The sequence below is a fragment of the Desulfosporosinus acididurans genome, from assembly GCF_001029285.1.
GTDB lineage: Bacteria > Bacillota > Desulfitobacteriia > Desulfitobacteriales > Desulfitobacteriaceae > Desulfosporosinus > Desulfosporosinus acididurans.
Map to the genome: position 1 here is coordinate 64,425 of NZ_LDZY01000004.1, position 18,210 is coordinate 82,634.

Genomic DNA, 18,210 nt, shown 5'->3' on the forward strand with positions numbered 1-18,210 from the left:
CCTGCGGAAGGAGGAATTGTTGAATTGGAAAGCTTTGATTATGATTTGCAGTCTGTACAGGAAACTAGGAATCTTGCCCGTCAGGCTAAATTGGCACAAGCTGAACTTGCAAAATTCAATAGTGAACAGATTGATAAAATCGTTCGAAATATGGTTAAAGCTGCGGAGGAAAATGCCGTATCATTGGCTAAAATGGCCGTAGAGGAAACAGGTTTTGGCAAGGTTGAGGATAAAACGTTTAAGAATCGCTTTGCCTCCACAGAACTTTATGAATTCATTAAAACAATGCCGACTATAGGAGTCATTCGTGAAGATACGGTCAATAAAGTTACGGAAATCGCCGAACCGGTAGGATTGCTCATGGGAATCGTTCCCTCAACGAACCCTACCTCAACCACGATCTATAAGTCCATTATTGCCATTAAAGCACGTAACGGGATTGTGTTTTCCCCGCATCCTTCGGCACTAAAATGTACAAATCAAGCAGCAAAATTGATGCATGATGCGGCGGTTGCAGCAGGTGCTCCTGTAAATATTATTGGCTGTATCTCCAAACCATCGATGGATGCAACGAATGAACTTATGAAGTGTGACGAGGTTGCAATGATCATTGCGACTGGTGGTTCTGCCATGGTAAAGGCAGCGTATAGTGCAGGTAAACCTGCTTTGGGTGTCGGGCCGGGAAACGTTCCAGCCTTTATCGAAAGAACTGCTAATGTAGCGAAAGCTGTTAAAAATATTATAGCCAGTAAAACCTTTGACAACGGAACCATCTGTGCATCTGAACAATCCGTTATTGTGGAAGAATGTATTCGTGATCAAGTTGTGGAGGAGTTCAAACGCCAAGGCGGTTATTTCATGACACCTGCGGAAACAGAGCAGGTAAGCAAGAAGTTATTTGTTAAAGGACATGCGATGAATGCCAAAATGGTAGGGAGATCTGCGGAAGTCATCGCCAATAATGCTGGTATATCGATTCCTCCGGGAACAAAAGTGCTGTTGGGAGAACAACAGGGAGTGGGTGAAGGATACCCGCTGTCGTATGAAAAGTTAACGACAGTATTAGCTTTTTATTGTGTAAAAGATTGGCAAGAAGCTTGTGACTTAAGCATTAGATTATTGCATAATGGCGGAGTCGGTCATAGCATCTCTATCCATACAGAAAATCCTGAAATAGCCAGGAAGTTCTCCGAAAAACCTGTTTTTAGGATTTTAGTTAATACGTCATCAAGCCAAGGCGGAGTGGGAGCAAGTACAGGGCTTGCACCGGCCTTTACCTTAGGCTGCGGCACTTGGGGCGGCAGTGCAACCTCCGATAATGTAACACCGATGCACTTGATCAATATCAAACGTATTGCCTATGGAATCAAAGACTTCACTGAAAATGTCAATAACTCCCCCTCCTTCTCCTGTGAGGCACAGAAAGCCGGTGTTTCCGGCAGTATCAGTGAAGATCAGATTCAAAACCTCGTGGAAGAAGTGCTTTCGCTCCTGAAAAAAAGAGGTGACTACTAAAGTGGGAAAGTACGACACTTTAGTAGAACTTTTACTCGAAGTGGTCAAAGAGGGGGGAGAGATAAAAGAGAAAGACAACTCCATACCTGTGGGAATCTCTAATCGCCATATTCATTTATCCCAATCTGACGCAGATGTTTTGTTCGGAGCGGGGTACACCTTAACAAAAACTAAAGATCTGTCTCAGCCGGGGCAATACGCCTGTCAGGAGACATTAACCATCTGCGGGCCTAAAGGGGCCATCGAAAAGGTCCGCATTCTGGGGCCGGTGAGACGTGAATCGCAGATCGAAATCTTATTGGCAGATTGTTTCAAACTGGGGATTACAGCACCCGTAAGATTGTCTGGAGACTTGGAAGGTACTCCGGGGATAACTCTGGTTGGTCCTAAAGGAAGTATCTTGCTGACAAAAGGACTGATCATTGCTCAAAGGCATATTCATATGTCCCTGGCAGATGCCAAACATTTTTGCGTTACAGATGGCGAAGAGGTAACTATCCAAACGACTGGACTTCGAGGGGGTACTTACACGAATGTTATGGTAAGGGCCAACGATAACTCAAGTCTGGAATGTCATCTTGATACTGAAGAAGCCAATGCTATGTGTCTTAAATCAACGTCAAAAATTAAGATCGTAAAATGAAAGAAATTAGAGGAGGCAATTAACAATGAACAAAACTGAAGCATTAGGATTAATTGAAACTAAAGGTCTGGTTGGAGCAATTGAGGCGGCTGATGCCATGGTCAAAGCAGCTAATGTCTATTTGATTGGCCGCGAGCTTGTTGGCGGTGGTTTGGTTACAGTTATGGTCAGAGGAGATGTCGGCGCTGTTAAAGCTGCTACCGATGCCGGTGCTGCCGCTGCTCAACGAGTTGGAGAACTGATCTCCGTACATGTTATTCCACGCCCACATGGTGACGTAGAATTGATCCTCCCTTCAGTGAAGAAGGAAGCATAATCATTTGAAATTTATTCCCAACAGTGAACAAATGGAGGCCAAAACTTCTTAACAAGAGGTTTTGGCCTTCGGTCTCTTCACTGTTTGAACTTTGTCTTGGACTGAATGTTATAGAAACAGAACTACCGAAATCCAAAATAATATTAGATTTCGGTAGTTCTGTTTATCATATTAGCAAATACTGAATTTTTAGCCTTTGCTTAAAACCTTAACCTACATATTTCATGAGGCGTTTACCATAATCCGTAATTTTATAACTTAGTTGAAGATTCCCGTTATCATCGAGAGCAGCATTCTTTAAGTCAATAAGACCAGTAGCTGTCAGCGTAAGAAGATAATCTTCAATGCCTCTCTTATTAACACTTCTATCAAGAGGATATTCATTTCTCAGGATTTCTAATAGTTCTTGATTTGAGAGGTTTTCGTTCTCGGAGATCACTTGTAGTAGTCTAAATTTGACAGGCAACTGCCCCATAAAAGAAACCTCCTTAGCGAATTTTTAGATTGAGCAGATCCTTAGGATTTCCGATGGTAAGGATCGTCCCCAAAGATAAGACAACAACTCCGATAATTAAGTTTGGTGTGAGCTGCAGGTTATTCAACAACCAACCGAAGAAAACAGACCATATGGCAAAGGTCACACTCAAGCCCATGGTTCTGGCTACTCCGGTCATATTCATTGCCCGATACCAAGACAAAAAAGAAGTACCTCCGATAAGGCCGATGACAGCAATGTACCAACCAGTGGGCGCCGAGAAACTTTTCGTAAGGATCTGGTAGGAAACACCTCCTGCCAATGGGAGTATGGCAAAAAGATAAACGAAAAAAGAAGTAGCTTCTCTTATGCCGATAGCGATATCCGAATCAACCAAATCCATCCCATAAGTTGAGAGCACACCTTCTATAGCCCAGCCAATGGCAGAAATAACGGCAAAGGTAATGCCAAGATAAAAATGAGGATAATTAGAACCGTCAGGCGGGACAAAACCTACAATAAATGAGCCAGTAATTGCTAATAGAATACCGGCCCATACACGAGGTGATATCTTTTCTTTAAGAAAAATAGCCCCAAGAACAGCGCCGATTGCAGGATATCCTGCCGTAATTGCAGCAGTATAGGAGGCTCCTGCGAAATAAATTCCAAGCAGATTACCGGACATTCCGATTGGTCCGCCTAAAATAGCGGCTAACATAATTATTCTAGCCGGTCGTGTTTTTAAGGTACGAGCATAATCGCGCCATTTTCCATTTATAACATTATAAAAAAAGAGCCAAAGCGCGGCGAACCCATCATGAATACAAGCACCGACTAAAGGAGCAGCGAAAATACTCATATTATTTGTAAAGGGGGCTAAACCAAGCACCATTCCCATGAGTACCCCGTCTAGCCCCCAAGCCGCACCTGACAATAATCCACTTCCAACACCTTTTTTAGCAAACGCTAAGTCCCTTTTCTGTAAAAGTGATTGTGCTTGTTGTTCCATTAGTCCAATAACTCCTTAAGTTAGATAGATTCCAAACCGCATTGACGCAACTGATACAACCTACACAGCTTGGACAACTTGGGCAGCTTGAGCTGCCTGTCGTTTTTTGGTACAAGTATCTTTGATAACCCTGATAAATTCTTTTTCCACCAAGGAAAGATGGTGGCGATTCGACCAAATTAAGAGAATAGATACTTCTAAGTGAGCATCGTCAATCGAGATTTTCTTAATTTTATTGGATTTTGCGAATTCATCAGCCATAAATTTAGGAACAAATGCGATACTTTCACCTTGAGATAAAATTTTCTCCATCATTTCTAAATTATCTACGCGGTAAGAGACATTAATATCACCATATTTACGCAGCAAACTAGATACGCCACAATTGGTGATATACTCAGTGTTGTACAAAAGTATAGGCAAGGTAAGTGCTTGATTAAGAGGTATTGAATTTTGACTAATTATTGAGTTTGTCCCGGTTATAATTACAAATTCATCCGTAAATAACTCTTTACAGCTGATATCTTTGGCCTGGCAAAACGCTTCGGTATTAAAAATAATACCAAAGTTTGCTTTGCCCGTTTTTACGTCCTGTAAAATATTATTTGATTCTCCGACTTTTAATAAGGTATTAACTTTGGGATGATTATGTTTAAACGTTGTTAAAATATCGGGCATAATAGTGATATTTACACTAGGATCTGAGGCAACTGAGATATTTCCATTAAGCTCGATCGAATTAGCTTTACCTATGGATCGTATATCATCGATGATGTCGAGTACTTCTTTTGCTTTGACAATAATCAATTCCGCTATCTCGGTTAGTTGAGCACCAGACCTTGTTCGAGTCAAAAGTACGACACCGAGTTCATCCTCCAGTTTACTAATGGCTGAACTGAGTGCGGGCTGGGAAATATGAGCTCGTTCAGCTGCTAGCGAGATGGACTTGGATTCCTGGACTGCAACTAAAAAGGCTAATTGTTCAAGTCGCATAGTTCATAACCTTCCTTAATAACGTAGTCGAATCTCGGCTATAATTATACTATTTGTAATTTAAATTACAATATAAAAGAAAGAAATATCTTGCCTAAACGAGAATGATTTTAGTTATATAGGATATAACTACTAAGTATCCCGTAGGAACAACCGATTTAGTTATATGGGATATAACTACTAAGTATTTCACAGAAAATGTCGAATCACCTATAATAAGCGCAAGTGCTTATTATCACAAAAGATAACCAAAAATCACTAGAGAAAAGAGGAGGGACGAGGAAGCTAATAGGACGCGGGATAAAGTATAAGATATAAAAGTAGGGGTAAAAAGGTATAAGGGTATTGTTTCATAGTAACTGAGTATTATCAAAATCAAAAATACGGGAGAGTGGGTATATGGCCGTAGTGACAGATTCAAATTTGGATACAACAGTTAAAACGGGTGGTAAAAGACATTACCTCGATGATGCACGTATGTGTATGGAACATTACAAATTTTTAATAATTCTTGCTCTAGCCTATGCGTTTGACCAAATGGATTTATTTACGTTTTCTTTCGTAGCACCTGCCTTAACTAAGCACTGGGGTGCTTCCATGGAGTGGATCGGAATAGTCAATTCGTGTACTTTTGTAGGTATGTTGTTTGGCTGTTGGTTTGGCGGCTGGTTGTCTGACGTAATTGGACGCAGAAAAGCATTTTTGTTTTCCGTGTTCTTTTTCTCGGTCTTTTCTATCTTAAACGGAGTGGCACCTACTCCAGCAATCTTCTTAGTTTTTAGAACGTTAACCGGTTTTGGTATCTTATCAATGGTTGTTGTGGCTATGGTGTATATTACTGAAATATTACCGGCTGCTTCAAGGGGAAAATGGCAGGCCATATCGCTGGCAACGGGTTTGCTGAGCGTGCCTTTAATTGGACAAATTGCTGAAAAAATCGTACCAAGCAGTCCTAATGGTTGGAGATATATTTTCTTCATCGGCGGAACTGGTTTTATTATCTTTATCTTAGCTCTAAGCTGGCTAAAGGAATCTCCGCGTTGGCTTATCGCAAAGGGTCGTTATTCAGAGGCCGAAAAAGTTATCCAAAGATTTATTAAGGATGAAAAAGTTGACATTAACAATGAAGCGAGTATTAATCCCGACAATACTGCTCCCAAAGAGGCTGGAACCATAGAGACTCTTAAAGAAATCTTCAGCAAGAAATATGCACGAAAAACCAGCGTCCTGGTCATCATGGTCTGCTGTATTACTGTCGGTTACTTTATGTTCTTTGGCTGGATGCCCACATTACTAAATGATTATGGTTTTTCCTTGGATGACGCTTTGTGGATGTCTGCTCTCGTATCGTTTGGAAGTCCAATCGGAAACTATCTGGCTGCTGCCTTTACGGACAAAGGCGGAAGAAAGATTCCGATCGTTATCTACAGTCTCTTAGTTGGAGTTCTGACAATTGTCTTTGGTACCCTTAAGATCCCCATGGTTATTGTTGGCATAGGTTTCTTTATCAGGGTACTCATGGATGGTGTTTTCGTAGTCATGTGGTCTTATTTAGCTGAAGCTTATCCAACTCATATAAGAACTAGCGGTACAGGCTTTATTTACAGTACAGGCAGACTTTTGACTGCTGTAGCTATGGTCGTTGTACCAATGATCTACAAAGGCTTTGGATATACAGTGTTGTTCGGCATAATCGGTGTTATGTTCCTCTTAGTCGCTGTTACCACTGGACTCTGGGGCGAGAAGACCGCTGGTCGTTCCTTGGATGAGCTTGAGGCTTAGATATTTTTTTCATCTATATTCTTAAGATGATAATAATAAAGAATTTTAAGGAGTTGGGGTTATGAAAAGAACAGCACTTACCAATAAGTTATTGGTTTTGGGCGTTGATGGAATGGACCCAAGAATCAGTAAAAAGTTCTTGGCAGAAGGGAAAATGCCTAACTTACAAAAATTCATTGATCGAGGAGCTGCTAGAGAAGATATCCGTCTGCTGGGGGCAATTCCTACAATTACTCCGCCATGTTGGACAACCCTTGCCACAGGCGCCTATCCAGGAACTCATGGTATCACATGTTATTGGAGACAATCGCCTGAAAGTCTCGATGCTGTTGTCTATAATATGGATTCACGCAACTGTCTTGCAGAACAAGTTTGGAATGTTAGTGCTGAAGCAGGAATGAAAACATTAGTATGGCACTGGCCGGGGAGTTCATGGCCGCCAACCTCTCACAGCGAAAACCTTAGTGTAGTTGATGGTACGCAGCCTGGTTCTGTGAACATGGGCGTTGCCCAGCTTGACTGGGAAAAGGTTATCGTGGCTACACCTGAAATCAAAGAAGTGCGTTATGCCCCAAGAGTAGACAAGCCGGCAGGTGTAGGCTGTATCATTACCGATTTGGAAGACACATTGGACAATGATGTTGATGACGAAATGATGGAACTTTGGTGGGGTGACACCGCTCGTCAGGGTGGAGAAATCCGCACTTACGTCATGGATGATGAAGATACCGAAGTTGTTATTGGCAGTAAGGTTGCCTACGACATTGTGAATTCTCCCCTTAAAGAGGCTGCCGGTTGGGCTAATGCTCCCGAAGGTTCCAAAGAATTTACTGTCTTAACTTCTGGCGGTGTGATGAGACGTCCTGCGCTTATTCTGAAAAATGCAGCCGGTGAATATGATCGTGTGGCTATTTACAAGAATAAGAAAGCAGAAACTCCAATTGTTGTCCTGGAACGTGATAAAATGGTAACCGGTATTATTGATGATGTAACCAAAAAAGAAGTTACCAAACCGGCCTGCCGTTCAATGAAGATTCTCGAACTTGACCCAGCAGGAAATCGAGTGAGACTATGGATCAGTAATGCACTTGATATTTCCAATGACCAATTGTGGCATCCCAAATCTCTTTATCAAGAAATTAAGAGCAACGTAGGAGAGGTTCCGCCTGTTAGCTTAATTGGCGGGGAAGATGCTGAATTAGTCCGTGAAATCTTCGAACCTTCTTGGGATCTTTATAACAAATGGCAAGCTGACTGCCTGAATTATGCCATCAAAGAAAAAGGTTATGAAGTTGTATTTTCACATCTTCACAACATTGACTGTGCTGGCCATCAATTATGGCATCTTGGCAAGACTTTGGAGCCCTGGAATTATACTGACGAAAAAACGTATCAAGGGTTCATTGAAAAGTTCTATATTCAGACCGATAAGTATTTTGGTGAATTCCTCCATTTACTGGATGAAGGTTGGACAGTATTTATCCTCAGCGACCATGGCCTTATCGTTGGCGAAAATGTACCGCCAATTATCGGGGAATACGGTGGTCTCAATACCAAAGTTATGGAAAAACTCGGCTATACTGTGATGAAAAAAGACGAGAACGGAAATTCTATCCGTGAAGTAGATTGGGAAAAGACGAGAGCCGTTCAAATCCGCAGTAACTATATCTACATTAATCTTAAAGGCCGCGACAAATACGGTATTGTAGACCCGAAAGATAAATATGATTTAGAAGAACAAATCATCTCTGACTTATATAATTATAGAGATGAGAGAACGGGCAAACGTGTTATCGGAATTTGCCTCAGAAACAAAGATGCTGTGTTAATTGGTACAAACGGGCCAGAATGTGGTGATATCTTCTTCTCAGTAGAAGAAGGCTATAACAGATTGCATGGTGACAGCATTTCAACCTCAGAAGGATATTTTGATACCTCAGTTTCCCCAGTTTTCGTAGCGGCTGGTTCCGGTATTAAGTCCGGATTTACAACCGAGCGGACAATTCGTCAAGTTGATGTTGCACCTTCAGTTGCCGTATTGCTCGGTTTACGTTTCCCCGCACAATGCGAAGGAGCACCGATTTATCAGATCTTCTCTGAAGAAGTTTAGTATTAGTGAATTTAGAAAAATGATTTATGCAGCTATCAGAACGTAGCACACTGATAGCTGCTTTTTAACTGAAATATCGAGGAATTAGTGAACTCGGGCCTCACCCCACTTATAGAAGTGGAGGTCTTAAAAACTGGATAACCTAATTTTCTAAATGATTAAGTATCACTGAATTGATTATAATGATTAAACTAATGTTAATTAAGGAGTGTTAATATGTCATTACAACAATTAAACTCAAACAGTTTCGAGGAAATCATCTATGACGATTGCGAATCCTGCTTGGTTATCTTTTCTAGGAAAGATTGCCATGTGTGTAAAGAAGTCGTCCCTATGCTTGATGAACTAAAACCACAGTATGAAGGTAAGTTTGGGTTCTTTTATGTTGATGTAGAAGAAGATAAGAATTTATTTCAGCGCTTTTCTTTGAAAGGTGTTCCGCAGATTCTCTTTTTTGCGAACGGTGAATATCAAGGGAAACTCGCCGGCAAGGTTGAAGAAGAAGCTGTCGAAGAAAAAATTGCAGAAGTACTCAATGCTTAATCGTTTTGAATGCGTTTTAGGAAGTAAAGAAAAGGAGTAAAAGTCATGGCAAATACGTATGACTTGATAATTATTGGCGGCGGACCTGCCGGATTATCGGCTGCTATTTATGGAGGCCGGGCAAGGCTTAAGACTTTGGTTATCAATAAAGGGACTATCGGGGGTTTAGTTAACACAACTCGTGAAATCGTAAATTATCCTGGATATACTCAGGTTAGCGGACCGGACCTTATGAAAGATTTTCATAAACATGCTCAAAGTTTTGGCGTTGAATTCTTAAAAGAAGAGGTCGTCAGCGTAGATCTATCTCAGGAAGAGAAAACAATTAAAACTAAAAAAGGAAAAGAATTTTCCGCTAAAGCAGTTATCATTGCTTGTGGCAGTGAACCTAGGCTTTTGAATATTCCTGGGGAAAAAAGACTTCGGGGAAGTGGAGTGGCCTATTGTGCGACTTGCGACGCTGAGTTCTTTGAAGGTGAAGATGTTGTCGTCGTAGGCAGCGGCGACCAGGCTATTGAAGAGGGCATGTACATCACTAAATTTGCCCGTAAAGTAACTGTTATTGTTTTACATGATGAAGGAATTCTCGATTGCAATAAAGTAAGCGCTGAAAGAGCCTTTAACAATCCTAAAATTGAGTTTGTTTGGAACGCTACCATTGAGGAAGTACTTGGGGAAGAAAACGTAGAAGGTGTAAAACTTAAGAATCTGAAAACCGGCAGTTCCTCAGAATTAACCTGTCAAGGCGTCTTTTTCTTCGTGGGGATGGTTCCTTCAACGAAATACCTAATAGACTGTGGAATTGAAATAGACAAAAGAGGATATATCCCCGTAAATGACCTAATGGAAACTAATCTCGAAGGCGTTTATGCTGTAGGGGATAATCGTATAAAATATTTAAGACAAGTAGTATCGGCTGCAGGTGATGGTGCAACTGCTGCTGTTGCCGCTGAACGTTATATCGAAGAACTTAATGTGTTTAACAGCAATGTTCTTCAGAGCGAGAAAAAGGTCTTATTATTATTTGAAAATGCCCAAATCAATGAGAGCTTAGAGTTTGGGACCTTATTAGAAGAGGTTAACAGCGAATCCGCCGAAAATTACAAAATTGTTAAGGTTGATATGGCAACGAAGAAAAACCTTGCTCAAAAGTATGATATAAAGACTGCACCAGCAGTTATTGTTTTGGAAAAAGGAAAAGAGATCAAACGCCTTACCTGTGTTTTGGATAAGGATAAACTAAAGTCACAATTATGCTAGATCATATTTATATAAGGCAAAAGGAGCACCTCAGGTACAATAGGTGCTCCTTTTGCTTTATTCCTGTGAACGGTATAAATTTTATTTTATTTCTATGTTTTGGGGTGTCCCAAATGTATAACCAGGATAGGCAGCCGTAAAGGTATAAGTTTGACCGGTGCTTAAGACTGCGCTGATTGTATAAGTTGTTCCATTGTCTGATGTTGTCGCATTAGAAATCGATACAGGGTTTCCTGAACTATTTTGAAGCGTAAAGTTATTAGGTGCCAAACCATTTAGTGCAGGGTTCAATGTGACTATAAATCCAGATGTCGACAGGTTACTAATTTTCATAGTTTCACTGATCGATGTCTTAGCTGGAGCGGTATTAGGAGTTGAGGAAGAGGAATCGGAAGAAGGATCAGCAGAGGAATTAGCAGGCTTATCTGAAGAGAGACTAGAAGAAGAATTAGCAGAAGAATTAGCAGAAGAATTAGCAGAAGAATTAGCAGAAGAATCGGGAGTAGAGGAAGAATTATTTGACGATGCATTAGATGATCGGGCTTTGACAGCGGCAATATTAGTTATGATTGAATAAATTTCCTTGCTGATATTGTATTGATGAATAAGACCATTATCAATTAGAAATATGGTAACTGAAGAACTTCCTTTACTATCATTTTGAATCAAAGTTTGCAAAAAGGCATAATCTTGTGCAGTAACGGAAAGCTGTTGAGAAGTTCCATCTGAGACATATAATATCCAATACCCTGATGTTAAGGCATTATTTTCACTTCCAATATTCATTGTAATATTTCCACTTGGTGAGATTTGAGAGGAATAATTGGGTGAATTGGGATCATTGGGGTTATTATTAAGGTCATTTGTATTGGGTAGGTTTACATCATTCGAATTTGAAGCTGGCACACTCTGATTATTGCTGGTTTCTAAATAGCCGTGAAAGAGAAAGTAGCCAATGACAACAATTACTAATATGCCTACAGCTAATGTCCCTAAATCTTGCCTAAAGTCGCCGTTAGGTTGACGCCACCTTTGGTAAGGCATAGGTCTTCTCCTTTCAAATTTAGAGAATAAACTACCACAACCTTAATGTATTTTAATTGAACAAAGATTAGTACAAACTAATAAAATATTATCCGCTTTTTTAAGACCCCACCCCCACTTCTATAAGTTGGGGTGGGGTTTTTATTCCTATTGGGAAAGGCGGCTCGGCAATAATGTCCACTGGACATTATTGTATCTGAAGCCTCGCTGTTCAGTTTTAGTTGAACGAGTTCACTTGATGTTTTTCCTTTCTAAATGTTCGGACCATAATTAACACTAGTAGAATACCAGCGGTGATACCACACATCAAAAACCCAACAGAAGAACCATATTTTTCAGTAAACCCTCCGGCAAATAAGTTGCCGATTGGAGTTGTCCCACCAAGAGCAAGTGCGTAGACACTCATAACGCGGCCTCTGTATTCGTCTGTAGAATTAAGTTGTAAGGTTGAGTTTACTGTATTCATAAAAATAATATTAAAAAGGCCAATTCCAGCGACTAAAAACATGGCTAATGAAGATGAATGGATAAAGAATATAATTGCCATTAAGACGGACAAAATGAGTGAAGAGGTAAACATAATGCGCCGATTGGGGTTTGTCCGAGCTTTTGTGGCAACTATCATTGCCCCGATTAATGAGCCAATGCCCATAGCAGAAAGGAGAAAGCCATAGCCGTTAACACCTTGGTGAAGTACCTGATCGGCAAACACGGGGAAAAGGACATTGGTATTCATTATAAACGTCCCAATATCTAAGACAGCAAGAACAGCGCAGGCTAAAATTGGTTTCGTGAAAATATAGTTAAGCCCATCAATAACGCTTTTAAGCATATTGTCTGTTTTGGGAGGACGAGTAATTACCTGAGGATGAATGAGTGATAACCCTATAATTACCGGAATGAAGCTTATAGCGTTCAAGAGAAAGCAAAATCCGGCACCAATACTTGACATCAATAAAGCGGCGATTGTTGGACCAATAATGCGTGCTAAATTAACGATCGTAGAATTAAGGGCTATGGCATTGGTCAAATCGTTTCTGCCCACCAATTCAACCATAAATGCTTGACGGGTAGGCATATCCAATGTATTGACTAATCCCAGGGTGGCAGCGAGAAGTAATACTTGCCAATAACGAATGTGTCCTGATAAAACAAGTGATGCCAGTATTAAAGCCTGGAGCATAAGGGCGGACTGGGTAAATATCAGGATAGCTTTCTTGGGAAATTTATCCGCTAAAACACCGGCAAAAAGGGAAAAAGCAAGCATAGGACCAAACTGGGCTACCCCCAGAATTCCGAGCAGAAACGCTGATTTCGTTAGGGTATATACTAACCATTGTTGAGCAGTTGTCTGCATCCAGGTTCCCATTAGCGAAATGCACTGGCCGAACCAAAAATAGCGAAAATTTTTATGAGTTAAGGCTGGAAAGGTTTGACCAAGCTTTCTGGTCACGGCGAAAGTGTTATTCATTTTCTTCTCCAATTTCTCAAATGATTATTTTAGCTGAAAGTACTATTAGATAAAGTACTATTAGCAATAGTATTGTATAACGTTACTTAACGTGAATCAATATCTGCAGTTATTGTGAGCCAAGAAACTAAGGAGAGAAAATTAACCAAGGAAATTTATAAAAATTTTTTTGAACCCCCACTAAAAACTTAGGCAATAAACGTATATGCATTTAGAGGATTTATTTTGAACGTAACGTTGTTTAGGAGGGAAAATTCATGAACAAAAAAGCAAAATTGACATCTGTGGCCGTGACAAGTACTTTACTATTAGTTACTCTGGTTGGAAGTGTCCAAGCTAAGCCTTATTATAAGCCCCATTTTAATCGTTACTCAGGTCAAGACCGTTTTCAAACGTCTACGGCTATAGCTCAGAAGGAACTTCGGGGACAACAAATGCAAAATGTAGTTCTGGCCTCTGCTTATAGTTTTCCTGATGCTTTGTCAGCAAGCACCTTGGCCACAAAACTTAATGCATCGATTATTCTTGTAGGTTCTGACGTTAATGATTCACAAGACAGTTTGAACTTTGTCAAGAATCATTTAATAGCCGGGGGAAATGTCACGATTATTGGTGGAGTTGGGGTAATTAACGAAAAAGTTGAGCAATGGTTACATAAAGCGGGCTATCATGTCAGGCGAATGGGTGGCTTTGATCGTTTTGCCACGAATTCAATCATTGTCAACAATCTTAACGTGAGTCCTGGAACACCGGTTATTGTTGCCAGCGGTAATGAATTTCCGGATGCCTTAGGTGTTGCTTCACTAGCGGCCAGCAAAGGATGGCCGATTCTCCTCAGCAGTCCCACAAAATTGCCTGATAATGTTAAAGATTTTATCTCCAAAGATCAACCTTCCAATATCTATATTGTTGGGGGTAAAGCCGTTATCAACGGTTCGCTGCAAACAACACTTCAAAGTTTAGTTCCTAACGCCCAGATACAACGGTTCGGCGGTCAAGATCGTTTCGAAACCTTATCACAAATCTTAACGAAATTTTATCCAAACCCGACTCAGATTTATCTCGCTAATGGATATGATTATGCCGACGCGCTTTCTGGAAGCACATTAGCAGCTCAAAACAATGCACCGATTTTGTTAATTGATCCCAAATCGAGGCAGTTACCCCCATCGATTAAAGACTATCTCATTACCATTCGGAATACGGGCAGCAATCCTCAAATAAACGTACTTGGCGGATCGGTTGGTGTCCCTGACTGGGCAGTTAATCTGGTCAGCGGAATTTTTGGGGATTCAACCAGCTCTTCAGGAGTTATTCCAGTAACGGTAAGCAACCCGTCGACGACAGGGATTACTGTAGGATTAAATCCGGCCCTTAATGGTTTAACTGCCAACAACTTTACGCTTCTAAATAGTTCGGGGAATTCGATCGGTGTGACAGGTGCGACAACTTCTAACGGAGGAGCTGCTTACACCGTTAATGCACCTTTAAGTGCCGGTCAAACCTATACGTTAAGGGTAAACTATAATGGTAATAGTGTTGGAACAGTCCAGACCTTCACTGTTCCTTACGTTACAAGCAATCAAACTGTTACTGTCAGCAATCCATCAACATCAGGATTTACCGTGGGGCTCAGTTCGTTACTTAATGGTCTGACGGCCGGCAATTTTACACTTAAAAATAGTTACGGCTATACTGTTCCTATAACAGGTGTGACGACTCTAAACGGAGGAGCCACTTATACCGTTAGTGCAGCCTTAAGTGCGGGTCAAACCTATACTCTAACGGCTAACTATGCCGGTTATACCCTGGGAACATCTCAGAGTTTCACGGTGCCCTATACTAATGTCAACAGCGAAACACTCACTGTAAGCACTCCTTCATTAACAGGATTCACAGTAGGTCTGAGTTCAGCCCTGAATGGTTTAACCATTAACAACTTTACGCTTCTTAACAGTTCCGGATATTCTATACCGATAACAGGTGTGACTACACTTAATGGAGGGGCCACTTATACGATTAGTGCAGCCTTAAGTGCGGGCCAAACTTATACTTTAACAGCTAACTATGCAGGCTATACCATGAGTACAGCCCAGAGCTTTACGATTCCATATAACACGAGTAATGTAACGTATACAGTTAATAACCTATCGACAACCGGCTTTAAAGTAGGATTGAGTACTGCCCTGAATGGTTTAACCATAGGTAACTTCACTCTCCTGGATAGTTCCGGAAACCGTATCGCGATTTCCAGCGTTACAACCTCTGACGGCGGAACAACTTATACAATTAGCGCTGCTTTGAATGTTGGTCAAACCTATACGTTAACGGCTAATTATAATGGTTATGCTTTTGGAACGTCTCAAAGCTTCGTCATACCTTCTGTTTGAGCCGGTTAATTTAGACCAGACGTAAGAAATAGATAGTTCAAAGCCGAATCTGGTTGAGACCTAAATCTCTCAGCCAGCAATCAAGAGAACCATGCAGTCGGTAATTAATTCAAAAAAGATACATTCGATAAAGCTCCCCTTAGGCAGATTAGTTTAAATGACTGCCAAAAGGGGAGTATTTATTTGCAAAACTAGTTGACAAGAATAGATTAAATGGCTATTGTTGAAATTAGAATATTTAGATTATTGCACGAGAGTCACTCCCACTTAAAGTGGGAGTCTTACGGTTAGATAAATTCATTAAATTCATCTTAAGGAGTAAGGGTGTGAAGGAAAATAAGTTCTGAAAGAGTGGAAATAGAATCAAATTACCGTAATACATGTCAAAAATTCTGGCGGGATATTAAAAAAAGTGATCCTACAGAGATAACAGCGGTACGAACTGTATCCTACAATAGTGATACCCGTCAATTCATTGTGCTTTTTTTTAATGAAGAGTATGTTGTGGATAGTGATCAAGAGATCATCCGACGGAGAAGAGATGGATATGTTCCAGAAGTGTTGGCGACGATCATTATTCTCAATTATTTGGCCAATGCCAGGCCTTTCCGGGGATCAGACGTGAATTGGGTAAGCATTAAAGAACTGCCTGGTGGTATGATATTTTATTCTGCATTTCACAAAACAGTTATATCCGTGTTAATTGAATCCTTTGGACATCAGTCCAGCCGATTAATGGAAGTATCTCACGTCTTAGATGGTAAGCCAGGTCCTTTCGGAGACGCTTCGGTAATTTTGAGAGCATTTCCCGAAATACCCTTGTGTGTTGTAATCTGGGAAGGGGATGAGGAAGTTAATCCTAATGCCACTATACTCTATGATTTTTCCATAGGACAAATATTAGATACTGGAATAAGTATTGATCTTGGAGTATACCTAGCAGAAGAGTTAAAGAAGCTTGCCCAAGGGCAATTTGGTAAATACATTACATAGTGTAATTAATTAATAATTTGAGCAGCGATTATGAGCTCTAGTTTGAAGCATTTGTTGTACAATTTGTCAGAATGGCCTATAATAATAGTATAGGACAAAAAAGCTAATAATTGTCTTTTGTTGATTTATAGTTTTATATCTTTGTAGCTTTTTAATGTGCTTAGATCTATACTTCATTAAATTACACTCCATTCCAATGTAGTCCTCAAAGAGTTGGAATGGAGTTTTCCGTTGTATTTTTGCAAGTTTTTAATTTTGACTACTGAGAAGAAATTCTCAAATTGTAATTAAAGTTTAGTATTGCAAAAATATTAACCAATATTGAAAATTATTATATAAAGTAGAATAATAAAAAAGGTGGGTAAGAGCATTGATATTACTATGAGAAGAGATGAGGCTTTAAAACGAACTATTTAACCATTTATAGATTCAAAAGATGGAGAAAGTTAACAAAGAACCCACCCCCACCTATAGAAGTGGGGCCTTAAAAACTGGATAAAAACTACTTCTAATGTTAAATAGAGAGAGAATTTGATTTGATGGCAATTTAAAGAAGGGAAATCAGAGGTAAATTAGGGTAAATAGAGGTGTTTTAAAATGTACTTAGTTTTTCCTGCGGATGAAAAACTTAAAGAAAGGCTTGATGCAGTTTGCAAATCATTGAATGTATCCCTTGAAGAATGGTTTGAATCTGCCTTAAAAGCTTCAGAATTTGATGTATTGACAAATCTGTTAAGCAATCCGAAAGATAAAGTTTCATGGATGTGGGACGAGAAGCTAAGCCGGTTTGTCAGGCGATCGGATATTGAATGATTTAAAATTAGCAGAGTATGGGGACCCACTCCCACTTCAGAAGTGGGAGTTTTATGATTGAATAAAGATTCGAAGATATTTGGGCCGTGAGAGAATAAAGTTTCTCCACGGCCCTTCTATTTTTATCGAAGCGCAAGACTCCCGTTTCTATGGTGAGGGTGGTTCACATACCTTGCTTCGGGAACAGATTTATTAATTATTTACCCAAAGAGAAGGAAATGTATGAAAATTGTGGAAAGTAAATAGGTGGAATTTAATTATAAATTTGGAAGTAATGGAGTGTGCCGGATTGGAACATAGAGATGTAGCTCGTTGTGCATCATGCGGGGGAAAGTGTTGTAGGCTTTATCTAAAGAGGTGTGAAGGTGGACAATTGCCCGACGATATTCAGTATGCTAATGACAATATTGTCGATCAAACTCAAAACTTCGAATATTATTTCAAGCACAGTGTTTGGTATTTAGAAAAAGATAAGTTTGAGGTTGAACCACTCTATGACGTACTGAAAGCTTTTTGTGCTTGGATTGATTCTTACATCTATGATGATTTTTCGGCTAGAAAGATTGAAGCCCTAAAATTTCTTAGTGAACTGAAAGACCGTGGAATCAGTATGGGGTATTGTGCTTATTGGACTAGAGGAAGCGGTTGTATTATTGCATGGGAAAAACGTCCTGTAATTTGCAAAGAACATCGATGTAAGGAATGGCTTGAACAAGACAAAAATAATACTGAACTAATACTAAAAATGAGTTTGAAAGGTAATAGAGAGCAAAATTCTTTAAACCAGTTTAATATTCATCAATAATACTCATGGTATTAATCTCTTTAAATGTTTCGAGATAGTTGGAGGCCT

The 18,210-nt window shown here is 40.1% G+C and carries 16 protein-coding genes; 11 read left to right on the forward strand and 5 right to left on the reverse strand.

Features of this window, described 5'->3' with window-relative positions:
- The first annotated feature begins 24 nt into the window (after nt 1-24).
- Genes DEAC_RS05965 through eutM form a run of 3 tightly spaced genes read left to right on the forward strand, consistent with a single transcriptional unit; the run spans nt 25 to nt 2,474 of the window.
- On the forward strand, nt 25-1,515 hold the full coding sequence (locus DEAC_RS05965) for an acetaldehyde dehydrogenase (acetylating) (protein ID WP_047809128.1): 1,491 nt from the start codon (nt 25-27) through the stop codon (nt 1,513-1,515).
- A gap of 1 nt (nt 1,516) precedes the next feature.
- Entirely contained in the window at nt 1,517-2,158 is a 642-nt protein-coding gene (locus DEAC_RS05970) for a phosphate propanoyltransferase (RefSeq protein WP_047809129.1), read from the forward strand.
- A 25-nt stretch (nt 2,159-2,183) separates the two neighbouring features.
- On the forward strand, nt 2,184-2,474 hold the full coding sequence (gene eutM, locus DEAC_RS05975) for an ethanolamine utilization microcompartment protein EutM (RefSeq protein WP_047809130.1): 291 nt from the start codon (nt 2,184-2,186) through the stop codon (nt 2,472-2,474).
- A 208-nt stretch (nt 2,475-2,682) separates the two neighbouring features.
- On the opposite strand, the gene DEAC_RS05980 is transcribed toward eutM, so the two are convergent.
- The 3 genes from DEAC_RS05980 to DEAC_RS05990 are packed head-to-tail and all read right to left on the reverse strand — an operon-like array spanning nt 2,683 to nt 4,951.
- The gene (locus DEAC_RS05980; protein ID WP_047809131.1) at nt 2,683-2,949 is read right to left on the reverse strand and encodes a hypothetical protein; all 267 of its coding nucleotides are present in this window, start codon (nt 2,947-2,949) and stop codon (nt 2,683-2,685) included.
- Between the two features lie 13 nt (nt 2,950-2,962).
- Nucleotides 2,963-3,958, reverse strand: a complete 996-nt coding sequence (locus tag DEAC_RS05985; protein WP_047809132.1) for a DMT family transporter — start codon at nt 3,956-3,958, stop codon at nt 2,963-2,965.
- A 60-nt stretch (nt 3,959-4,018) separates the two neighbouring features.
- A complete protein-coding gene (locus tag DEAC_RS05990; RefSeq protein ID WP_047809133.1) occupies nt 4,019-4,951 on the reverse strand; it encodes a LysR family transcriptional regulator in 933 nt (310 codons plus the stop codon).
- A gap of 399 nt (nt 4,952-5,350) precedes the next feature.
- On the opposite strand from DEAC_RS05990, the gene DEAC_RS05995 reads away from it, so the two are divergent.
- From DEAC_RS05995 to trxB, 4 genes are all read left to right on the forward strand, one after another.
- Nucleotides 5,351-6,733, forward strand: a complete 1,383-nt coding sequence (locus tag DEAC_RS05995) for an MFS transporter (RefSeq protein ID WP_047809134.1) — start codon at nt 5,351-5,353, stop codon at nt 6,731-6,733.
- 61 nt (nt 6,734-6,794) lie between these two features.
- Nucleotides 6,795-8,843 carry an alkaline phosphatase family protein gene (locus tag DEAC_RS06000; RefSeq protein ID WP_047809135.1) on the forward strand — a complete coding sequence of 683 codons (2,049 nt, stop codon included), beginning with the start codon at nt 6,795-6,797 and terminating at the stop codon, nt 8,841-8,843.
- Nucleotides 8,844-9,059: 216 nt separating this feature from the next.
- The gene (locus tag DEAC_RS06005) at nt 9,060-9,386 is read left to right on the forward strand and encodes a thioredoxin family protein (RefSeq protein ID WP_047809136.1); all 327 of its coding nucleotides are present in this window, start codon (nt 9,060-9,062) and stop codon (nt 9,384-9,386) included.
- A gap of 45 nt (nt 9,387-9,431) precedes the next feature.
- Entirely contained in the window at nt 9,432-10,646 is a 1,215-nt protein-coding gene (gene trxB, locus DEAC_RS06010) for a thioredoxin-disulfide reductase (RefSeq protein WP_047809137.1), read from the forward strand.
- Nucleotides 10,647-10,727: 81 nt separating this feature from the next.
- Here the strand turns inward: trxB and DEAC_RS22070 are convergent, their stop codons facing one another.
- The gene (locus DEAC_RS22070; RefSeq protein ID WP_053006296.1) at nt 10,728-11,690 is read right to left on the reverse strand and encodes a hypothetical protein; all 963 of its coding nucleotides are present in this window, start codon (nt 11,688-11,690) and stop codon (nt 10,728-10,730) included.
- Nucleotides 11,691-11,907: 217 nt separating this feature from the next.
- Nucleotides 11,908-13,143, reverse strand: coding sequence for an MFS transporter (locus DEAC_RS06020; protein ID WP_345788150.1), 1,236 nt, complete (start codon nt 13,141-13,143; stop codon nt 11,908-11,910).
- A 275-nt stretch (nt 13,144-13,418) separates the two neighbouring features.
- Here DEAC_RS06020 and DEAC_RS22075 point away from each other — a divergent pair, with 275 nt between their 5' ends.
- The 4 genes from DEAC_RS22075 (at nt 13,419) to DEAC_RS06040 (ending at nt 18,162) form a co-directional block, all read left to right on the forward strand.
- Nucleotides 13,419-15,551 (forward strand): cell wall-binding repeat-containing protein, encoded by a 2,133-nt coding sequence (locus tag DEAC_RS22075; protein ID WP_053006297.1) that lies wholly within the window; start codon nt 13,419-13,421, stop codon nt 15,549-15,551.
- A gap of 351 nt (nt 15,552-15,902) precedes the next feature.
- A complete protein-coding gene (locus DEAC_RS06030; RefSeq protein WP_345788151.1) occupies nt 15,903-16,544 on the forward strand; it encodes a DUF3786 domain-containing protein in 642 nt (213 codons plus the stop codon).
- A gap of 597 nt (nt 16,545-17,141) precedes the next feature.
- Complete coding sequence (locus tag DEAC_RS06035; protein ID WP_047809139.1) at nt 17,142-17,357, forward strand: hypothetical protein; 216 nt, start codon at nt 17,142-17,144, stop codon at nt 17,355-17,357.
- A 373-nt stretch (nt 17,358-17,730) separates the two neighbouring features.
- A complete protein-coding gene (locus DEAC_RS06040; protein ID WP_152671357.1) occupies nt 17,731-18,162 on the forward strand; it encodes a hypothetical protein in 432 nt (143 codons plus the stop codon).
- Nucleotides 18,163-18,210 lie beyond the last annotated feature (48 nt).

Excerpts from the sequence above, each read along its gene's own strand:
- DEAC_RS05995 (WP_047809134.1), top strand. The coding sequence starts at position 5,351 with ATGGCCGTAGTGACAGATTCAAATTTGGATACAACAGTTAAAACGGGT.
- trxB (WP_047809137.1), top strand. The coding sequence starts at position 9,432 with ATGGCAAATACGTATGACTTGATAATTATTGGCGGCGGACCTGCCGGA.
- DEAC_RS06005 (WP_047809136.1), top strand. The coding sequence starts at position 9,060 with ATGTCATTACAACAATTAAACTCAAACAGTTTCGAGGAAATCATCTAT.
- DEAC_RS22070 (WP_053006296.1), bottom strand. The coding sequence starts at position 11,690 with ATGCCTTACCAAAGGTGGCGTCAACCTAACGGCGACTTTAGGCAAGAT.
- DEAC_RS05985 (WP_047809132.1), bottom strand. The coding sequence starts at position 3,958 with ATGGAACAACAAGCACAATCACTTTTACAGAAAAGGGACTTAGCGTTT.
- DEAC_RS05990 (WP_047809133.1), bottom strand. The coding sequence starts at position 4,951 with ATGCGACTTGAACAATTAGCCTTTTTAGTTGCAGTCCAGGAATCCAAG.
- DEAC_RS22075 (WP_053006297.1), top strand. The coding sequence starts at position 13,419 with ATGAACAAAAAAGCAAAATTGACATCTGTGGCCGTGACAAGTACTTTA.
- DEAC_RS06035 (WP_047809139.1), top strand. The coding sequence starts at position 17,142 with ATGTACTTAGTTTTTCCTGCGGATGAAAAACTTAAAGAAAGGCTTGAT.
- eutM (WP_047809130.1), top strand. The coding sequence starts at position 2,184 with ATGAACAAAACTGAAGCATTAGGATTAATTGAAACTAAAGGTCTGGTT.
- DEAC_RS06000 (WP_047809135.1), top strand. The coding sequence starts at position 6,795 with ATGAAAAGAACAGCACTTACCAATAAGTTATTGGTTTTGGGCGTTGAT.
- DEAC_RS05980 (WP_047809131.1), bottom strand. The coding sequence starts at position 2,949 with ATGGGGCAGTTGCCTGTCAAATTTAGACTACTACAAGTGATCTCCGAG.